This window comes from Streptomyces sp. NPDC058051, assembly GCF_042885475.1.
Classification (GTDB): Bacteria; Actinomycetota; Actinomycetes; order Streptomycetales; family Streptomycetaceae; genus Streptomyces.
The window spans coordinates 12,750-31,773 of the sequence record NZ_JBHVRW010000029.1 but is presented as its reverse complement, the minus strand read 5'-3'; the positions used below and the strand labels follow the sequence as shown (position 1 = coordinate 31,773).

Sequence of the window (19,024 nt, the reverse complement as noted above, 5' to 3'; positions counted from 1 at the left end):
CACCGATGACCACCGCAGCAGCCCGCAGCGACCGGCGGATCAGCCCGGTCTTTCTCGGAATCGTCGCCGTGGCGGCGGTATCGGGCTGGGCGGTGTGGACGGACTTCGCACAGCGGCCCGGTGTCCCGCTCTTCCTCTTCGTGACGGCGGCCTGGGTGGTGTCGCTCTGCCTGCACGAGTACGCCCACGCCCGTACCGCGCTCCACAGCGGGGACATCTCCGTCGGGGCCAAGGGCTACCTCACCCTGAATCCGCTGAAATACACGCATGCGCTGCTGAGTATCGTCCTGCCGGTGCTTTTCGTGATCATGGGCGGGATCGGTCTGCCCGGCGGTGCGGTCTTCATCGAGCGGGGCCGGATCAGGGGGCGCTGGAAGCACAGTCTGATCTCGGCGGCGGGCCCGCTGACGAACGTGCTGTTCGCGGTCGTCTGCACGGCGCCCTTCTGGTTGCACGCGCTGGACGGCGTCCCGGTCGTCTTCCAGTACGCGCTGGGCTTCCTGGCGCTGCTCCAGGTCACCGCGGCGATCCTGAACTTCGTCCCGGTCCCGGGGCTGGACGGTTACGGGGTGATCGAGCCCTGGCTCCCCTACCGGATCCGCCGGCAGGTCGAGCCGTTCGCCCCGTTCGGGCTGATCGCGGTCTTCGGCCTCCTGTGGATCCCCGAGGTCAACCACGCGTTCTTCGACGCGATCCACACGCTGCTGCGGGCACTGGGCATCAGCGACTTCACGACGTACTGCGGTTTCGACACGTACCGCTTCTGGCGAGCAGCCGAACCGGTCTGCGCCGTCAACGGCTGACCGTCGGCGCTCCGCGGCGCTGTCCGCCGCTCCGGGGCGCTGTGGCGGTCAGGGGCGCTGTGGCGGTCAGGGGCGCTGTGGCGGTCAGGGGCTCCGCCGGGTGTCCCTCACGCCGCTGCGGACTCGGAGCGCCGCCGGCGCACGTAGTACCACGCCATGTTGGACGAGAGCCCGGCCAGCAGCACCCAGACGATCCCGAGCCAGCTGCCCCGGGCGAACGAGATCACGGCCGCGACGACGGCCAGGACGCAGACGAGGGTGGCGTAGAGAGCGAGGCGGGGCATGGGGAGCGGCTCCTGTCCGGGGTGGTGCACGGTCCCGTCCAGTGTCCCTCATGCCCCTTTCCGCTCGCGGCAGGGTGTCGTCGGGGGCTCGCGGCAGGGTGCCGCCGGGAAGCTGTCCGGCTCAGACGTCGGTGGTCCGCAGGCCCGCGTGTGCCTTGTAGCGGCGGTTGACCGAGATGAGGTTGGCGACCAGCGACTCGACCTGGTGGGCGTTGCGCAGCCGCCCGGCGAAGATGCCGCGCATGCCCGGGATCCGGCCTGCCAGCGCCTGGACGAGGTCGGTGTCGGCGCGGGCCTCGCCCAGCACCAGCACATCGGTGTCGATCTCCTCGATGGCCTCGTCCTGGAGGAGCACCGCCGACAGGTGGTGGAAGGCGGCGGTGACCCGGGACTCCGGCAGCAGGGCGGCGGCCTGCTCGGCGGCGCTGCCCTCCTCGGGCTTCAGGGCGTAGGCGCCCTTCTTGTCGAAGCCGAGCGGGTTGACGCAGTCGATGACGAGCTTGCCCGCGAGCTCGTCACGCAGCGACTCCAGGGTCTTGGCGTGGCCGTCCCACGGCACGGCCACGATCACGACGTCGCTGCGCCGGGCGCACTCCGCGTTGTCCAGGCCCTCGACACCGTGGCCCAGCTCGGCGGCGGCGGCCTGTGCGCGCTCGGCGGCACGGGAGCCGATGATCACCTTCTGGCCGGCGCGGGCGAAACGGTAGGCGAGTCCGCGGCCCTGCGGTCCGGTGCCGCCGAGCACGCCGACGGTCAGCCCGGACACGTCGGGGAGGTCCCAGGGGTCCTTGGCCGGAGGCTTGGGTGCGCTGCCACTGTCATTCGTAGTCATGGCTTCGACACTACTGCCCGCGATGAAGGGAAACGCTCCGTCGCGGGCCGGTCGTCGGACCGCTGCGGGCCCGTCGTCCGGACCGCTGCAGGCCCGCCGGCGGCCCGCTGTCGGCCCGTCGTGGGTCGCGCGGTCCGGATCTCGCCCCGCGGGGCCCCGTTCGCATGGTTCCGGCGGCGTTCGCCGGTGGCGGGTGCCGGTCCTGGGGCATGATGCCGGGCCATGGATGCCGTACGCGTCGCCCTGCTGCGTGAAGTGCTCGCCGGGACCGAGTGGCCCGCGGCGGTCCGGCGGTTCGCCGGGGCGCTCAGGTCGTCCGTCGTCCCGCACGGCGGTGGACTGCTGCTGGTGGGAACGGCGGCGTACGAGCCGTGGCATCTGGCGGCCCATCTGGTCGACGAGTCCACCTGGTCCGGGCGGCCGGAACTGATCCCCACCCTCGTACGCCACCGGGTGGAGCCGGGCGATCCGGCCCACCTGACCGTCGGCCTGGGCCGGATCGAGGCCGCCGGACGGGGCGAGACACTGCTCCTGGTGGCCCCGGCGCGGCCAGGAGCCGGGCTGCTGGAGCGGGTGCACGACGCCCGCCGGGCCGGGGCGACGGTGCTCTCGCTGAACGACGGCGACCCGGAGGTGCGGGGGCTCGCCCACGAGACCCTGGCGGTGACCGGCGCCGACGATGTCGACCTGGACACCGTGCAGCACCTGGTGAGCGCGGCAGCCGGGGAGAACAGCTCCCCCGCGCCGCGCGGGGGTCGCGGCTTCCGGGACCGGCTGTCCCGGCTCGCCGACCGGCTGACGGCGCCGCCGCCGGCCCGGTGGTGAGAGCCCGGCGTTCACGCGAGCCGGGCTGCCCGACGGCCCGGCGGCCCGGCAGTCCGACGGCCCGGCGGCCCGGCTCGCGAGCCGTTGCGAAAATATGTTGCACAGGATGTCCGCGGCGACACACGATGGCCCCTCGTGACCTCATCTCCTTCCCCGGCCGCTCGTCTGACCGCCCTGCTGCCGGACCTCGCACCCCTGCGTTCCTCGGCCGACTTCCGGCTGCTGTGGATCCAGGGCCTGGTGACGTACTTCGGCAGCTTCATGGCGTTGATCGCGCTGCCGCTCCAGATCAAGGAGCTGACGGGTTCACCGCTGGCCGTCGGCGCGATGGGCGCGGTCGAACTGGTGCCGCTGATCGTCTTCGGCCTGTACGGCGGGGCGCTCGCAGACTCCGCGGACCGCCGCAAGGTGATCCTGGGCACCGAGGCGGGGCTGGGCCTGCTCGCCCTGGTACTCCTGGTCAACGCCGCGCTGCCGGAACCGACGCTCTGGCCGCTCTACCTGGTCGCGGGCGGGGTCTCCGCGCTCTCCGGGCTCCAGCGACCCGCGCTGGACTCCCTGATGGCCCGGATCGTGCCGCACGACCAGCTGACCGCAGCCGCCGCGCTGAACTCGCTGCGCTGGCAGTTCGGCGCGATCACCGGCCCCGCGGTGGCAGGACTGGTGGTGGCCTACGCCGGACACGCCACGGCGTACACGGTCACGGTGGTCACCTTCGCCGTGTCCGTGCTCCTCTGCCTGCGGCTGGCGCCCGCGCCGCCCGCCCGGGACAGCGGCAGGCCCTCCCTGCGTGGCATCGCCGAGGGAGCGCGGTACGCCTGGAGCCGGCCGGTGCTCCTGGGGACGTACGCGGTCGACCTGGCGGCGATGTTCTTCGCCTTCCCGAACACGATCTTCCCGTTCCTCGCCGACGAGCTGGACGCCGAGTGGTCGCTCGGCCTGATGTACGCGGCGGGGTCGGTCGGCTCGCTGGCCCTGGGCCTGACCAGCGGCTGGACGTCACGGGTACGCCGGCACGGACTGTTCGTGGTGTTCGGGGCGGCGGTCTGGGGGCTGGCGATCGCGGCGGCCGGCTGGTTCGACACCGTGTGGCTCGTGCTGGTCTGCCTCGCGGTGGCGGGCGCGGGCGACATGCTCAGCGGTCTGGGCCGCTCCACGATCTGGAACCAGACCATCCCGGAGGAGCTGCGGGGCCGACTGGCGGGCATCGAGGTGCTCTCGTACAGCGTCGGCCCCCAGCTGGGTCAGGTGCGGGCCGGAGCGATGGCGGGCTGGACGGGAACCCGCTCCGCGATCTGGAGCGGGGGTGTGGCGTGCGTGGCCTCGGTCGCGCTGCTCACGGCGGCCCTGCCGAAGCTGCTGACGTACGACGCGGAGACGGACGAGGACGCGGTCCGCAGGCGCGCACAGCGCACGGCACAGGAGACGGCCGGATCCAGCGCCACCGTCGCGTGAGGAACGGGCCGGAAGCACCCCCGGCCGACAGCGCGCCCCCACTGCGGCAACCCCGGCTCGGCAGCGCGCCACGCCGTCGAGCCGGGCGGCGAAACCCGGCCGGTGCCGTGCCCGGGCCGTCGGACCGGACCTCTGCCCCGGCCGGTGCCGCGCTCACGCCGTCGAACCGGGCCACCTGCCCTGACCTGCGGCGCGCTCACGCCTCCGGGTCGGGCGGAGTGCCCCGGTCGTGCCATCGCGGATCCGTCTCCCATTCGAGATTCCGCTCCTGCGCCGTCCGCATCGCGTGCTCCGCCTCCTCGCGGGAGGTGTACGGCCCGAAACGGTCCTTGGCCGGGCACTCGGGTCCTTCTTCGACCTTGCGGTGCTGGAGGCAGTAGTACCACTCGCCCGGCTTGCCGACCGTGCGCTTCTTGAACAGGGCCATCTTCGGCTCCTTCCCTCGGGGCCATGCTGCCCCACGCACGCTGGTTAGACTCGCTGACATGTCTGGCCAGTCGTTGCTCGTACCCGGGGAGATCACTCCCATCCGTTCCGTACCCGGAAACATCCGACGCCCCGAATACGTGGGCAAGCCGGCCCCCACCCCGTACACCGGTCCGGAGGTCCAGGACGCCGACACCATCGAGCGCATGCGCATCGCGGGGCGGATCGCCGCGCAGGCGATGGCGGAGGCCGCGAAGCACATCGCCCCGGGCGTCACGACGGACGAACTCGACCGGGTCGCCCACGCGTTCATGTGCGATCACGGCGCCTACCCGTCGACGCTCGGCTACCGGGGATTCCCGAAGTCGCTCTGTTCCTCGCTGAACGAGGTGATCTGCCACGGCATCCCTGACTCCACGGTGCTGCGCGACGGCGACATCGTGAACCTCGACGTCACGGCGTACATCAACGGCGTGCACGGCGACAACAACGCCACGTACCTGTGCGGCGACGTGGACGAGGAGTCCCGGCTGCTCGTGGAACGCACCGAGGAGTCGCTGAACCGGGCCATCAAGGCAGTCCGGCCGGGCCGGCAGGTCAATGTGATAGGGCGGGTCATCGAGTCGTACGCGAAGCGCTTCGGGTACGGGGTGGTGCGGGACTTCACCGGGCACGGGATCAACTCCTCGTTCCACTCCGGCCTGATCATCCCGCACTACGACAGCCCGCACGCGACCACCGTGATGCGGCCCGGGATGACGTTCACCATCGAACCGATGCTGACGCTGGGCAGCCACGACTACGACATGTGGGACGACGGCTGGACCGTGGTGACGAAGGACCGCAAGCGCACCGCCCAGTTCGAGCACACGCTGGTGGTGACGGAGACGGGCGCCGAGATCCTGACGCTCCCGTAACCACCCGCCCCGGACAGTTCCCTTCGTAACCATCCACTCCGGACAGTTCCCTTCGAAAGCGGCCGCCCCCGGGCGGCCGCTTTCGCGTGCGCCTCCACGGCGCCCCACTACCGCGTCCGCGTTCCACCCGCGCGGAGGCAGAACCCGGCGTATGGTTTTTACCGACAGACTGTCGGGAAGCTGTTGACTTAGGTAAGCCTAAGTAGAAAGATCGGGGATGTCGACAGCCACTGCCGCAGGCGGTCGCTGCCGACACCCATGTCCCCTTCATGTCCCCTTGCACCGCTCTTCACCCCTTCCCCTTTCGGGACTTTCCGTCCCTCCTCGGTCCCCGGAGGCCCGCCTTGGACACCACCGCCGCCACGCCCTTCTCGACGCTCATCCGCACCGCGTCGCACGAGCAGCACACCGAGGCGGAGACCTCGACCTTCATGAGCGACCTGCTGGGCGGGCACCTCGGGGTGGACGCGTACACGCGGTACACCGAACAGCTCTGGTTCGTGTACCAGGCGCTGGAGGAAGGGGCCCAGACGCTGCGGAACGACCCGGTCGCCGGTCCGTTCATCCAGCCCGAGCTGATGCGCACCCCCGAGCTGGAGCGCGATCTCGCCCACCTGCGGGGTGACGGCTGGCGGGAGGGCCTGGAGCCGCTGCCCGCCACGGCCGCCTACGCCGCCCGGGTCGCCGAGTGCGCCCGCACCTGGCCCGCCGGTTACATCGCGCACCACTACACCCGTTACCTCGGCGACCTGTCGGGCGGTCAGATCATCCGCGACAAGGCGGAGAAGACCTGGGGTTTCGCGCGCAAGGGTGACGGGGTCCGGTTCTATGTCTTCGAGGAGATCTCCAACCCCGCCTCGTTCAAGCGGGGTTACCGCGACCTGCTGGACGCGGTGAACGCGGACGACTTGGAGAAGCAGCGCATCATCGACGAGTGCAAGCAGGCGTTCGCGCTGAACACGGCGGTGTTCCGGCAGTTGGGCGAGGTGTTCCCGCTCAGCGCGTAGGGATCCTCTGCCCTCAAGAACCCAAGCACCCAGGCACCCAGGCACTCAGGCACTCAGGCACTCGCATCGTCGCCCCGACCATCCGCCGGCCCTCGGCCCTCGGCCGTCAGCCTCGGAGAGCCAACAGGACGCGGCCCCCGATCTCCACCCTCCCGTCAGGTGCGGGTGCGGTGAGGATCTGGGAGCCGCGTCCTTGTGCGATGTTCAGGGCGCGGCCGAGCCGGTCGCTGAGCAGCAGCGCCGCCGCGCCGGTGGCCTCGTCCTCCACGATGCCGTCGTCGCGCCGCGGGAACGCCCGCGCCCTGACCCGGCCCGCCGCCTCGTCCTCCCAGGCCCATACGTACACCCAGCCCTCGCCGGGCGGCGGACCGGTCAGCGCCTCGACCTCGGCGACGGACGCGTACTGCTCCAGCGTGCGCGACGGCGCCCACTCGGGGCGGGCGGTGATCCAGGTGAATTCCCCGTCCTGGCGGGCGAAGACCTCCCCGACCGGCAGCTCCAGGATCTCCAGGTCGAGCAGCCAGGCGGTGCCGACGAGCGGATGCCCGGCAAAGGGGAGGCGGAGCCCCGGGGTGTAGATGTCGACGTGCCCGCGCTCGGGGTCGTCCACGAACACGGTCTCGCTGAAACCGAGTCGGCGGGCCAGCGCCTGCCGGGACTCTTCGTCGGGGTACGTACGCCCGTCGCGTACGACCCCGAGGGGATTGCCGTGCCGGCCGTCGGGGCCGCAGAACACGCGCAGTACGTCGATGCCTGCGGGTACGTCGAAGTCGCTGTCGCTCACGTGGGCATTCAAGCACCGCCCGGGTGACGGCCGTACGAATGGGCCGTCACCCGGGCGGTGTCGTCGGGCGGTGGTGTCCTGCGGGGCGGTCGGATCAGGCGGTACGGCGACGGCGCGTGACGATCACGGCTCCGGCGCCGGCCGCCACGACCACACCCGAGGCAGCGAGCAGAGCGCCCGTCGGCACGTCGGAGCCGGTGGCGGCGAGGGAGGCCGAACCGCCGACCGAGCCTCCGCCCACGCTGCCGCCACCGGCGGTCGTGGCGCCTCCCGCCTGGTCCGTCGAACCCGTCGAACCCGTCGAACCCGGCAGTTCGGCGTCCTTGTCGAGGGCGACGGCGACGGTCAGCGCGTCGAGCTGCTCGCCCGCCCGGTACATGCCGCCGAAAGCCTTGGTTCCGTCGGCGGTGAGGGTCGCCGGGACGGCGGAGAGGGTCACCACGCCGTCCTCGGCGGCGAGTTCGCCCTTCGGCAGCTTCAGGTCGGCGACGGCCAGGCCGGTGTACGTGGTGACCTTCTTGGTCTCGCGGTCCTTGCTGGAGACGTCCGCGATGAGGGTGCCCTTCGTCCCGTTCACCTGGATCTCCATGCCGGTGAAGGTGAGGTCGAGGGTGTAGGCGCCGTTCTCCTCGTGGCCCAGGAAGCGGACCGTGCCGTCGAAGCCGGCGTCGAGGGTCTGCTCGTCGGCGTCGAAGTGACCGGTGGCGTCCGGGAACCGGTAGCCGTCGCCGGACGCGGTGGCCCCGGCCGTCGTCTCGACCTTGCCCTGGGCTATCGGACCGGTGACGTACGTACGGAAGGACTTCTTGACGCCCCAGTCCAGGGTGCCGTCGACGATCGTGCCCTCGGCGGCGACCGGCTTGCCGGAGGCGGACGGCGACGAGGTCGAGGTGGGCTTCTGCGTGGGCCCGGTGGTCGGCTTCCCGGTCGGCTCGGTGGTCGGCTCTCCCGTCGGCTCTCCCGTCGGCTCCACGGTCGGTTCGGTGGTCGGCTCCTCGGTCGGGGCGGCGACCGGCGTCACCGAGAGCGTGGCCGGGTCGAGCGCGTCGCCCTCCTTGTACTGGCCGTTGAACGCCTCGGAACCGGCCTTCGTCAGCGTCGCCGGGATGTCCTTGAAGACCATCGCGCCGCCCGCGCCCTGGCCCGGCTTCACCGCCGACAGGTCGAGAGCCGCGAACGCCACGTCGTCCTGCGTGCCTTCCGGGGTCGTGACATCGACGGTGATCGCACCGCCGGTTCCGGCCGTGGAGAGCTTCACGTCCGAGAGCGTGATGTCGAGAACGCCCCCGTGGGCGTAGAAGTTGACGCCGCCGTCGAAGGCGGTGTCGGTGCCGTGCGTGGCCGTGTCGTAGGTGCCCTTGCCGTTGACGAAGGTGAACACACCGTTGTCGGGCGCCTGGGTGGCACCGTCCTTGACGGTGATCTTCCCGCCGGAGTACGACGCGGCGAGGTAGGAACGGAAGGACTCCTTGAAGCCCCATTCCAGGGTGCCGTCCTTCAGGTCCAGCTTCGGCGCCGCGGCGGACGGCCCGTCGGCGGCGGCGTTGTCGGCGGCGAGCGCCGGAAGGGCGAACACGGTCGCGCCGAAGGCGGCTGCCGTGGCGACAGCGGCGGCGAGAGCCAGGGGACGGCGGGTGGCTGCCATGGTTCGGTGGTCTCCTCAGAAAGTGAAACGGGGGTGGGGCGAGGGCTAGTCGTTGTTCCGTGTGCTGCCGCGGCGGCGGGCGAGGTACAGCGCGCCCGCCGCCGCGGCGAGCACGCCCGCTCCGCCGATGCCGAGATACAGCCCGGTGCGGGAGCCGGAGCCGGACGACGATGCCGCGGTGGTGGTTGCGGTCGTCGCGGCGGGCGGGTCGGACGGGTCGGGAGCGCTGCCCAGGTCGGGCAGGGCGGGCAGTTCGGCCCCGGTGTCGACGGCGACGGCCAGGGACACCGGGTCCATCGCGGTGCCCGCCCGGTAGAGCGAGCCGAACGCCTTGGCGCCGTCGGCCGTGAGGGTGGCGGGGGCTTCGGCGAGGGCGGCGAGACCGTCCTTGGGTGCGAAGTCCTTCGCGGTGAAGGTGACGAGCGGGACGGCCTGTTGGCGGTCGCCGTCGCTCAGGACGTCGGCCGAGAGCGTGCCCCTGCCCGCCCGCACCCGGACCGCGACCGCCGACAGCTTCAGGTCGAGCCCGTCGGCCGCCGTGAAGCGGACGCTGCCCGCGAAACGGGCGTCCAGGGTCTGCTCCTCCGGGTCGTACGTGCCCGTGCCCCGTGGGAAGCGGAAGAGCGCACCGCCGTCCTGGGCGCCGTCGGCGAGGGTCCATTCACCCTTGCCGATGGAGCCGGTGACGTACTCGCGGAAGGTGCGGCGCACCCCCCAGTCGACGGCGGCGTCCTCGAAGCGGCCCTCGGCCTTCTTGGACTTCGCGGTCTTCTCGGGCGTGGCGGACCTCTCGGGGGACGGGGACGCGGCCGGCTTTTCGGCAGGGGCGACGGTGTCCACGGAGAGGCTGACCGGGTCGAGCGGGGTGCCGGCCGTGTAGTAGCCGGCGAATGCCTTCGCACCCTGTGACGTCAGCGTTGCCGGAAGGGAGTTGAGGGCGACGGGCGTGGAGCCGCCCGTCATCCGGATGCCGGAGAGACCGAGGGTCGCGAGCGGCACCTGGGAGGACGAGGTGACGCGTCCGCTCCCCCGCTCCTTGCTGACCATGTCGGCGTACACGGTGCCCCTGCCGCCCGTGATGCGGACGGTGGGGCGGCTGATGGTGAGGTCCAGTTCATAGCCGCCGCCGGACTTCTTGTGGCCGACGAAGCGGACTCCGCCCGAGAAGCCCGCGGTGAAGGCGCCGCTCGCCGGATCGTAGGAACCGGTGGCGGAGTGGAAGCGGAACTGGCTGCCGCCGACCGTGGCGGCGCCCCCGGTCAGGCTCCAACTGCCGTTCGCGATGGGGCCGGTGACATAGCTCTGGAAGGAGGACTTGATGCCCCAGTCCAGTCTGCCGCCCTGCACCGTGCGGCTCGCCGCCTGCGCGGTGGTGGCCGGGAGCAGGGCTCCCCACAGCACCGCGAGCAGCGCGACAGCGAGCGGGCGGGCAGGTCTGAACGGCAGCATGGGGCCCCTCCGAGGTCCAGCGAGTGAGGTAAGGCTAACCTAAGCTATGTGCGTTCTGTGGTGGTACCCCCCTTCCACCGCATTGCCCGCAGACCATGGCCAACTTCTCGCCGCAGAAGGACAGGACGGTGCCCCAGTGCGCTTCTCGCAGGACTTCGCCCCGCCGGACCCCGGCACCCGGCGGCCGGGACGCGGGCCGGTCGGGCACCGTGGCCCCCTGGGCGCGCTCACAGCCGTCGTCGCCCTGGCCCTCCTCCTGACGGGGTGCGGCGGCGGCGGCACGGACACGGGGACTTCCGACGGCGGTTCCCGGAGTTCCCGGAGCGCCGACGCCGACCGCGTGGAGCCCCTGTCCACCGCGCCGAAGCCGCGTCTGCCGGTCACGGTGACGTCGGCGGACGGCGCGACGGTCACGGTCTCCTCGGCGGACCGGATCGTTCCGCTGACCGGCAGCCTGAGCGAGATCGTCTTCACGCTCGGTCTCGGCAAGCAGGTCGTGGCACGCGACATCACCGCCACGTTCGAACAGGCGGCGAAACTCCCGGTGGTGACCCGCGCCCATGACGTCTCGGCGGAGAGCGTGCTGTCGCTGAAGCCGACCCTCGTCCTCGCGGACACCACGACCGGTCCCGCGGAGGCCATCGGCCAGATCCGCGATGCGGGCGTTCCGCTCGTCGTCGTCGAACCGGCCAAGGAACTCGCCGATGTCGGACCCCGGATCGAGACCGTGGCGGCGGCCCTGGGCGTGCCCGACTCCGGCACCGAACTCACCTCGCGCACCCGGTCCCGGCTCGAAGCCGTACAGAAGTCCGTCCCCGCCCCGGCGGGCGGACGCACGAAGCCCCGGGTCGCCTTCCTCTATCTGCGCGGCTCGGCCTCCGTCTATCTGCTGGGCGGCCGGGAGTCCGGCGCGAGTTCGCTCCTCGAAGCGGCGGGGGCGGTCGACGCGGGCAAGGCATCCGGGCTGAAGAAGGACTTCACCGCCATCACCAGCGAAGCCCTAGCCAAGGCCGCTCCCGACGCCATCCTGGTGATGACCAAGGGACTCGAATCCGTGGGTGGCGTCGACGGCCTGGTGAAGATCCCGGGCGTCGCCGAGACCCCGGCCGGAATGGACCGGCGGATCGTCTCCGTCGACGACGGCGTGCTGCTCAACTACGGGCCGCGCACGGACCGGGTGCTGAGCGAACTGGTCGCACAGCTCTATCCGGAGGACGGGGCGGGCACGTGACCACCTCGCACGAACGGCGCTCCCGCGCCGGCGCCCCGCAGCCACCGCCCGAGCAGAACGGCCCGGCGCCCTCGAATCCCCGCCGCTCCTCCGGATTCGCCCTGACCGCGGGGCTGCTCGCCGCTCTCGTGGTGTGCGCCCTGATCTCCGCCGGGCTCGGCGCGTACGACATCCCGCTCGGCGACGTCCTCGGCTCCGTCCAGCACCGGCTCGGTCTCGGCGGAGCCGCGCTGGACCGGGTCGGCGAGAGCGTGCTGTGGAACGTACGGCTGCCGAGGGTCGTCCTCGCCCTGCTCGTCGGGGCGTCGCTGGGCTGCGCGGGCGCCCTGATGCAGGGCGTGTTCGGCAACCCGCTCGCCGAGCCCGGGGTGATCGGGATCTCCTCCGGTGCGGCGGTCGGCGCGGTCGCCTCGATCGCGCTCGGGCTGAACTTCCTCGGCAACTGGACCATCACCGTCTGCGCGTTCGTCGCCGGGCTCGTGACCGTGGCGCTGGTGTACGCGCTGTCGCGGTCGGGCGGCCGGACGGAGGTCGTGACGCTGATCCTCACCGGGATCGCGGTCAACGCCTTCGCCGGCGCGCTGATCGGACTGTTCGTCTTCTTCGCCGACAACGCGCAGGTCTCGCAGATCACCTTCTGGCAGCTCGGCTCGCTGGCCCAGGCGACCTGGCCCAAGGTGCTCGCCGTGCTGCCGTGCGCGGCGGCCGGGCTGCTCGTCGCGCCGTTCTACGCCCGGAAGCTGGACCTCCTCGCCCTGGGCGAGCGGCCCGCCCGGCATCTGGGCGTCGATGTCGAACGGCTGCGGATCGTGCTCGTCCTCGTCGTGGCGCTGCTGACCGCGGCCGCGGTGGCGGTCGCCGGAATCATCTCGTTCGTGGGGCTGCTGGTTCCGCATCTGCTGCGGATGGCGAACGGCCCGGGGCATCGCTTCCTCGTCCCCGGCAGCGCACTGGGCGGCGCTCTGGTGCTGGTGGCGGGCGATCTCGCGGCCCGTACCGTCGCCGATCCCGCCGAGTTGCCGCTCGGTGTGCTGACCGCGCTCTTCGGCAGCCCGTTCTTCTTCTGGCTGCTGCGCAGGACCCGTCGTAGGCAAGGTGGTTGGGCATGAGGGCCTTGAAGAACCCGTTCCGAGCGCGGGGCCGGCGGCTGCCCGCTCCGGCCTCCCCCGGCTCCCCCGTCGCCGAGGCGCGCGGGCTGGGGGTGCGGCTGGGACAACGGCCCGTGCTCGACGGCATCGAACTGACCGCGCACGCGGGCGAGGTGCTGGCGCTCGTCGGGCCCAACGGGGCCGGGAAGTCGACCCTGCTGGCGGCGCTGGCCGCCGATCTGGCCGCCGAGAGCGGTGAGGTGCGGATCGACGGGCGCCCGGCCGCCGACTGGTCGTCCTCCGAACTGGCCCTGCGCCGGGCCGTGCTGCCGCAGTCCGCCGCGCTGTCGTTCCCGTTCCCGGTGGAGGACGTCGTACGGATGGGGCGGGCGCCGTGGGCCGGGACGGAGCGGGCGGACGAGGACGATCCGGCCGTCGCCGCGGCGATGGCGGCCACCGAGGTGACCGAGTTCGCCGGACGGCCCTTCTCCGCACTGTCCGGCGGCGAGCGGGCCCGAGTCGCCCTGGCCCGGGTGCTGGCGCAGCGCGCCCCGCTGCTCCTGCTGGACGAGCCGACCGCGGCGCTCGATCTGCGCCACCAGGAACTGGTGCTGAGGATCTGCCGGGAGCGGGCCGCCGCCGGTGACGCGGTCGTCGTCGTGCTGCACGATCTGGGGCTGGCCGCGGCGTACGCGGACCGGGCGGCCGTGCTGCACGGCGGACGGATCGCGGTGGCGGGCCCGCCCGCCGGGGTGTTCACGGGCGAACTGCTCGGCGCGGTCTACCGGCAGCCGGTCGAGGTGTTCCCGCATCCGCGGACCGGGGTGCCCCTCGTCGTACCGACACGGGGCGCTTGACCGTCACTTGACCCTTCCATGGGTCGTTCGGGAGTCATCCGTGATCGCCCCGTTCCCGCCCCGCGGTGATGAGAGCTGAATCACTGCACGGGTGGGTATCGGTGAGGTAAGCCTCGGTTAAGTTAGGTTCGCCTCACCTGCCTTTGTCCCGTCTCATCCTCCTTCCCTCTTCGTCCTGTGGAGTCCGCATGCGAGCCGTTCGTCTCTCCGTCGTCACCGCTGCCGCGACCGTGGCCGCCCTGACCGCTGTCACGGGCTGCGCCGAGAAGAGCGACGGCAAGGGCGAGGGGGCCGTGCAGGTCGTCGCGAAGGACGACTCCTGCGAGGTCTCGAAGAAGGAACTGCCGGCCGGTCATGTCCAACTGGCCGTGCAGAACAAGGGATCGAAGGTCACCGAGGTCTACGTCCTGTTCCCGGACGACCGCATCGTCGCCGAGCGCGAGAACATCGGCCCCGGCACCCGCGCCACCATCACGGCCGAGATCAAGGCCGGTTCGTACGAGATCGCCTGCAAGCCTGGCATGAAGGGCAACGGCATCCGGCAGAAGATCGAGGTCACCGGGGACAACGCGGCCAAGCGCAGCCCCGAGATGGACAAGGCGGTCGCCGCCTACCGCACGTACGTCCAGGAGCAGGCCGACGAGACGCTGCCGAAGGCCAAGGCCTTCACGGACGCCGTCGCCGCGGGCGACATCGAGACCGCCAAGAAGCTCTACGCCGAGTCCCGGCTCGGCTGGGAGCGCACCGAGCCGGTCGCCGAGTCCTTCGGTGACATCGACCCGAAGGTCGACATCCGGGAGGACGGCCTGGAGGACGGCCAGAAGTGGACCGGCTGGCACCACCTGGAGAAGGCGCTGTGGCAGGACAAGAAGCTGGGTGCGGAGGAGAAGGCCCTCGCTCCGGTCCTCTACAAGGACCTGCTCGACTGGCAGAAGCGGGTCGGCACGGCGGACATCACCCCGACGTCGATGGCCAACGGCGCCAAGGAACTCCTCGACGAGGTCGCCACCGGCAAGGTGACCGGTGAGGAGGAGCGCTACAGCCACACCGACCTCATCGACTTCAAGGGCAATGTCGAGGGCGCGGAGAAGTCCTACGAGCTGCTGAAGCCGATCGCCTCGAAGAACGACGCGGCGCTGACGGCGTCCCTGGACAAGCAGTTCGCGGCGCTGAACGCCCTGCTGGACACGTACCGCAAGGACACCGGTTCCTACGACTTCACCTCCTACGAGAAGGTCGGCAAGGCGGACCGCAAGAAGCTGTCGGACGCGGTCAACGCGCTGGCCGAGCCGCTGTCCAAGCTCGCCGCCGCGGTGACGAAGTAGCGGACGGGAAGGCTTCGGTCATGTCCGACCAGACGCAGAGCACCGCCGGCGCCGCGGCTCCGTCCGCCGGTTCCGACAGCACCGCTCCGTCCGCCGGTTCCGACAGCGCCGCTCCGTCCCGCCGGGCACTGCTCGGCTGGGGCGGCGCCGGGCTGGCCCTGGGCGCGGTGGCGGCCGGTGGCGCGGTCGCCGCGGTGCGTACCGGGAGCGACGCGGTACCGGCCGCGGACAGTGGTGCGGCCGTGCCGTTCCACGGCGCGCACCAGGCCGGTATCGCCACCGCCGTGCAGGACCGGCTGCATTTCGCCGCGTTCGACGTGACGACGGAGGACCGCGCCGAACTGGTCGCGCTGCTCAAGGAGTGGACGCGGGCCGCCGAGCGGATGACGGCCGGTCACGCGGTCGGCGACGGCGCGTACGGCGGTCCGGCCGAGGCGCCGCCGGACGACACGGGCGAGGCGCTCGGGCTGAAACCGTCCCGGCTCACGCTCACCCTCGGCTTCGGCCCCTCGCTCTTCGCCAGGGACCGGTTCGGGCTGGAGGACAGACGCCCCGAGGCGCTCGTCGACCTGCCGAAGTTCCCCGGCGACAACCTCGAACCGGCGCGCAGCGGCGGCGATCTGTGCGTGCAGGCGTGTGCGGACGACCCGCAGGTCGCGGTGCACGCCATCCGCAACCTCGCCAGGATCGGCATGGGCCGCGCCGCGGTCCGCTGGTCCCAGCTGGGCTTCGGCAAGACGTCGTCGACGACGCCCGACGCCCAGACCCCGCGCAACATGATGGGCTTCAAGGACGGCACCCGGAACGTCTCCGGCACCGACACCGCCGCCCTGGACCAGCACGTGTGGGTGGGCGGGAAGGACGGGGCGGGCTGGATGACCGGGGGTTCGTACCTGGTGGCCCGGCGCATCCGGATGCACATCGAGACCTGGGACCGGGCACCGCTCCAGGAGCAGGAGGACGTCTTCGGCCGCGACAAGGGCGAAGGCGCACCGGTCGGCAAGTCCAGGGAGCGCGACGAGCCGTTCCTGAAGGCGATGCTGCCGACCGCCCATGTGCGGCTCGCCCATCCGGACAGCAACGGCGGTGCGACGATCCTGCGCCGCGGCTATTCCTTCACCGACGGCACGGACGGCCTCGGCCGGCTCGACGCGGGCCTGTTCTTCCTCGCCTACCAGCGGGACACCCGCGAGGCCTTCATTCCGTTGCAGCGGCGCCTCGCGGCGCACGACGCGCTCAACGCGTACATCCAGCACGTGGGTTCGGCGCACTTCGCCGTCCCGCCGGGCGTCCGCGACAAGGACGACTGGTGGGGTCGGGCGCTGTTCGCGTAGAGGAACCGACGAGGGGGGCCGCGCGACGCCGCCGCCCCTCGCCGGCCCCCTCTGCGGGGCTCAGAGAGAAAAGGAGAACCGAGACGTGTTCAGCAACTTCCTGATCGGCCTGCGCGAGGGCCTGGAGGCCTGCCTGGTCGTCTGCATCCTCATCGCCTACCTGGTGAAGACCGGCAACAGGAACAAACTGCTGCCGATCTGGACCGGTGTCGGGATCGCGGTCGTCGTCAGCCTGGCGTTCGGCGCCGGCCTCGAATTCGGTTCGCAGGAGATGACGTTCAAGGCCCAGGAGGCGCTGGGCGGCTCCCTGTCGATCATCTCGGTCGGCCTGGTCACCTGGATGGTCTTCTGGATGCGGCGCACCGCGCGGCATCTGAAGTCGGAGCTGCACGGCAAGCTCGACGCGGCTCTCGCGATGGGCACCGGCGCACTGGTCGCCACGGCTCTCCTCGCGGTGGGCCGGGAGGGCCTGGAGACCTCGCTGTTCGTGTGGCGTGCGGTGCATGCGGCGGACGACGGCTGGCATCCGATGATCGGCGCGCTCCTCGGTATCGCGGCCGCCGTGGTGCTGGGCTGGCTGTTCTACCGCGGTGCGCTGAAGATCAATCTGGCGAAGTTCTTCACCTGGACCGGCGGGATGCTGGTGGTCGTCGCCGCGGGTGTGCTCGCGTACGGCGTCCACGACCTGCAGGAGGCCGAGTTCATCGGCGGTCTCCACAACCAGGCGTTCGACATCAGCGCCACGATTCCGCCGGACAGCTGGTACGGCACGCTGCTGAAGGGCACGTTCAACTTCCAGCCCGACCCGACCGTTCTCCAGATCACGGTGTGGGCGCTGTATCTGATCCCCACTCTCGCTCTGTTCCTCGCACCGGTAGGGTTCGGACGGTCAGTGGGGGCGACGGATCAGAAGGCGCAGAAAGCAACGGATGAGAATCCTGAGGCCGATTCGGCTGGCGACGGGGATCGCGGCGGCGACGGTGCTGTCCTTGACGGCGAGCGGGTGCGTGACGGTGCACGGCGAGCTGGAAGTGGTACCGGCGGCAACGAGGTCTGAGGCCGCCGAAATCCTGAAGGAGTTCACCGCCGCGTACAACGCGGCGGACAAGGCGTACGACCCGACTCTGGACGCGGACCATGTCACGGGCGCCCTCGGGGCGATCAACCAGGCCGGGCTGAAGGCACGGCAGAAGAACAATCCGGACGGCAACGCGAACCACCGGCCGCTGGAGCTGACCGACGCCACGTATCTCATCCCGAAGAAGGCCGGCTGGCCGAGGTGGTTCCTCGCGGACACCGACTCCAACCGCGACGAGGACAACGGGAAGCTGGACACCCGCTGGCTGGTCGTCTTCGTCAAGTCCGGGCCGCGGGCCGGATGGAAGGCGTCCTATCTGTCGGTCGTCGCACCGTCGGCACTGCCCCGCTTCACGAAGGACAGTGACGGCAGGGCCGAACCGGTCACCGCGGACACCACCGAACTGGCCGTGGCTCCGGAGGACTTGGGCACCCAGTACACGGAGTACCTGCAGAAGGGTTCCCCGGACGTCTTCGCCCCCGGCAGCGCCACTTCGGGCTGGCGGGAGGCGCGCCGCACCACCCGGCGTGCGGGCTTCTCGTACCAGTACATCGACCGGCCGCTGGACAGCGGCGCGTTCGCCCCGCTCGGCCTTCGGACGGACGACGGTGGCGCGCTGGTCTTCTTCAGCAGCAAGCACTTCGAACGGCAGACAGCGGCGGCGGGGCTGCGTCCGCCGGTCAACGAGGATGTGGAGGCGCTGCTGACCGGTGAGGTGAAGTCCACCCTCACCAAGGAGCGGATCTCCGGCCAGCTGGTGTACGTCCCGAAGAAGGGGGCGGCGGACGGCAAGGTGGTCATCCTGAACCGGCTGCCGGGACTGACGTCCGCGAAGGGGTCGTGACCGGGGACGGCCTGCCCGGTCACCTCACCGACCGCTCAGCGGCTCACACGGCTCAGCGGCTCAGCGGCCACGCCACCGAGCTGTGGTCGAGATCACTCTGGTCGGCCGCGTCCGCGTATCGCGCACAGGCGTCGGTGAGCGTCTCCAGCAGCGTCAGCGGATCGGGCAGCGGGTTCTCCGGCCCCCGCTCCCACCGCACGTCCAGCTCACCGGGGAGTGCGGCCGGCGGCAGGAGTACGTAGCTGCCGCGGCAGTGCCAGCGCAGCCCGGGATGCTCGTCCATGGTCTCGGGGTGGCAGTCCAGCTCGCACGGCCACCACTCGTCCTCGTCCTCCGGCGTCCCGCGGGTGGCGGTGAAGAACAGCATCCGGTCGTCGCCGGACCGGGCGACGGGGCCGACGTCGACACCCGCGGCGAGAAGCCGCTCCAGCGCCTGACTGCCCGCGGACAGCGGAACGTCGAGTACGTCGTGGATCATGCCGGTGGCGGTGATGAAGTTGGCCTGCGGCTGGCTGCGGGCCCAGCGCTCGATCTGGGCACGGTCGGTCGTGGACTGCGTCTGCCAGGCGAAGGAGACGGGGTGCCGGGCGGGGGTGGGACAGCCGATGCGTTCGCACGAACATCGGTAGCCGATGGGGTGGGCAGCGGGTGCGATCGGCATTCCGGCCTCGGCGACAGCGAGGAGCAGCGCCTCCCGGGCGGTTTCGTCGCCCTCGCCCCGCCGCGGTTTGGGCCGACGGCGGAGCCATTGGGAAAATTTGCTCTCTGAGCCGCGATAACGGCCGAAATCGACGCCCATCTATCCCCTTACCTCAGCGTTGTCCCTGCCCCATGGTCCCA

Annotated in this window: 19 protein-coding genes; 12 read left to right on the top strand and 7 right to left on the bottom strand. The window is 71.4% G+C overall.

Annotated elements, in window-relative coordinates:
• The first annotated feature begins 5 nt into the window (after positions 1–5).
• Positions 6–803, top strand: a complete 798-nt coding sequence (locus tag ACFVUT_RS32000) for a site-2 protease family protein (protein WP_389657079.1) — start codon at positions 6–8, stop codon at positions 801–803.
• A gap of 107 nt (positions 804–910) precedes the next feature.
• Here the strand turns inward: ACFVUT_RS32000 and ACFVUT_RS31995 are convergent, their stop codons facing one another.
• Both ACFVUT_RS31995 and npdG read right to left on the bottom strand, forming a co-directional pair.
• Entirely contained in the window at positions 911–1,087 is a 177-nt protein-coding gene (locus tag ACFVUT_RS31995) for a hypothetical protein (RefSeq protein ID WP_389657076.1), read from the bottom strand.
• 121 nt (positions 1,088–1,208) lie between these two features.
• A complete protein-coding gene (gene npdG / locus ACFVUT_RS31990) occupies positions 1,209–1,919 on the bottom strand; it encodes an NADPH-dependent F420 reductase (protein ID WP_389657073.1) in 711 nt (236 codons plus the stop codon).
• Between the two features lie 222 nt (positions 1,920–2,141).
• Here npdG and ACFVUT_RS31985 point away from each other — a divergent pair, with 222 nt between their 5' ends.
• Entirely contained in the window at positions 2,142–2,744 is a 603-nt protein-coding gene (locus ACFVUT_RS31985; protein ID WP_389657070.1) for a hypothetical protein, read from the top strand.
• A 135-nt stretch (positions 2,745–2,879) separates the two neighbouring features.
• Positions 2,880–4,199: an MFS transporter gene (locus ACFVUT_RS31980; RefSeq protein ID WP_389657067.1), complete on the top strand. Its 1,320-nt coding sequence runs from the start codon at positions 2,880–2,882 to the stop codon at positions 4,197–4,199.
• Between the two features lie 196 nt (positions 4,200–4,395).
• Here the strand turns inward: ACFVUT_RS31980 and ACFVUT_RS31975 are convergent, their stop codons facing one another.
• Entirely contained in the window at positions 4,396–4,626 is a 231-nt protein-coding gene (locus tag ACFVUT_RS31975) for a hypothetical protein (protein ID WP_389657064.1), read from the bottom strand.
• Positions 4,627–4,684: 58 nt separating this feature from the next.
• On the opposite strand from ACFVUT_RS31975, the gene map reads away from it, so the two are divergent.
• Complete coding sequence (gene map, locus ACFVUT_RS31970) at positions 4,685–5,542, top strand: type I methionyl aminopeptidase (protein WP_389657061.1); 858 nt, start codon at positions 4,685–4,687, stop codon at positions 5,540–5,542.
• Between the two features lie 344 nt (positions 5,543–5,886).
• Complete coding sequence (locus tag ACFVUT_RS31965; RefSeq protein ID WP_389657058.1) at positions 5,887–6,549, top strand: heme oxygenase (biliverdin-producing); 663 nt, start codon at positions 5,887–5,889, stop codon at positions 6,547–6,549.
• Positions 6,550–6,655: 106 nt separating this feature from the next.
• Here the strand turns inward: ACFVUT_RS31965 and ACFVUT_RS31960 are convergent, their stop codons facing one another.
• The 3 genes from ACFVUT_RS31960 to ACFVUT_RS31950 all read right to left on the bottom strand — a co-directional run bounded on the left by ACFVUT_RS31960 (position 6,656) and on the right by ACFVUT_RS31950 (position 10,427).
• Positions 6,656–7,333 carry a PhzF family phenazine biosynthesis protein gene (locus ACFVUT_RS31960; protein WP_389657055.1) on the bottom strand — a complete coding sequence of 226 codons (678 nt, stop codon included), beginning with the start codon at positions 7,331–7,333 and terminating at the stop codon, positions 6,656–6,658.
• Between the two features lie 94 nt (positions 7,334–7,427).
• Positions 7,428–8,978 carry an HtaA domain-containing protein gene (locus ACFVUT_RS31955; protein WP_389657052.1) on the bottom strand — a complete coding sequence of 517 codons (1,551 nt, stop codon included), beginning with the start codon at positions 8,976–8,978 and terminating at the stop codon, positions 7,428–7,430.
• 45 nt (positions 8,979–9,023) lie between these two features.
• The gene (locus ACFVUT_RS31950) at positions 9,024–10,427 is read right to left on the bottom strand and encodes an HtaA domain-containing protein (RefSeq protein ID WP_389657049.1); all 1,404 of its coding nucleotides are present in this window, start codon (positions 10,425–10,427) and stop codon (positions 9,024–9,026) included.
• A 136-nt stretch (positions 10,428–10,563) separates the two neighbouring features.
• Between ACFVUT_RS31950 and ACFVUT_RS31945 the strand changes: the two genes are divergently transcribed.
• The 7 genes from ACFVUT_RS31945 to ACFVUT_RS31915 all read left to right on the top strand — a co-directional run bounded on the left by ACFVUT_RS31945 (position 10,564) and on the right by ACFVUT_RS31915 (position 18,184).
• Entirely contained in the window at positions 10,564–11,658 is a 1,095-nt protein-coding gene (locus tag ACFVUT_RS31945) for a hemin ABC transporter substrate-binding protein (RefSeq protein WP_389657046.1), read from the top strand.
• Positions 11,655–12,767, top strand: coding sequence for a FecCD family ABC transporter permease (locus ACFVUT_RS31940; protein ID WP_389657043.1), 1,113 nt, complete (start codon positions 11,655–11,657; stop codon positions 12,765–12,767). Before ACFVUT_RS31945 ends, ACFVUT_RS31940 begins: the two co-directional genes overlap by 4 nt.
• Entirely contained in the window at positions 12,764–13,603 is an 840-nt protein-coding gene (locus tag ACFVUT_RS31935; protein WP_389657039.1) for a heme ABC transporter ATP-binding protein, read from the top strand. Before ACFVUT_RS31940 ends, ACFVUT_RS31935 begins: the two co-directional genes overlap by 4 nt.
• Before the next feature lie 188 nt (positions 13,604–13,791).
• Positions 13,792–14,928: an iron uptake system protein EfeO gene (efeO, locus tag ACFVUT_RS31930; protein ID WP_389657036.1), complete on the top strand. Its 1,137-nt coding sequence runs from the start codon at positions 13,792–13,794 to the stop codon at positions 14,926–14,928.
• A gap of 20 nt (positions 14,929–14,948) precedes the next feature.
• Entirely contained in the window at positions 14,949–16,262 is a 1,314-nt protein-coding gene (gene efeB, locus ACFVUT_RS31925) for an iron uptake transporter deferrochelatase/peroxidase subunit (RefSeq protein ID WP_389657033.1), read from the top strand.
• Between the two features lie 85 nt (positions 16,263–16,347).
• On the top strand, positions 16,348–17,319 hold the full coding sequence (efeU, locus tag ACFVUT_RS31920) for an iron uptake transporter permease EfeU (RefSeq protein WP_389657030.1): 972 nt from the start codon (positions 16,348–16,350) through the stop codon (positions 17,317–17,319).
• Positions 17,252–18,184: a hypothetical protein gene (locus ACFVUT_RS31915; RefSeq protein WP_389657027.1), complete on the top strand. Its 933-nt coding sequence runs from the start codon at positions 17,252–17,254 to the stop codon at positions 18,182–18,184. The genes efeU and ACFVUT_RS31915 overlap by 68 nt, the downstream gene beginning before the upstream one ends.
• Before the next feature lie 52 nt (positions 18,185–18,236).
• Here the strand turns inward: ACFVUT_RS31915 and ACFVUT_RS31910 are convergent, their stop codons facing one another.
• Complete coding sequence (locus ACFVUT_RS31910) at positions 18,237–18,983, bottom strand: bifunctional DNA primase/polymerase (protein ID WP_389657024.1); 747 nt, start codon at positions 18,981–18,983, stop codon at positions 18,237–18,239.
• Between the last annotated feature and the right edge of the window lie 41 nt (positions 18,984–19,024).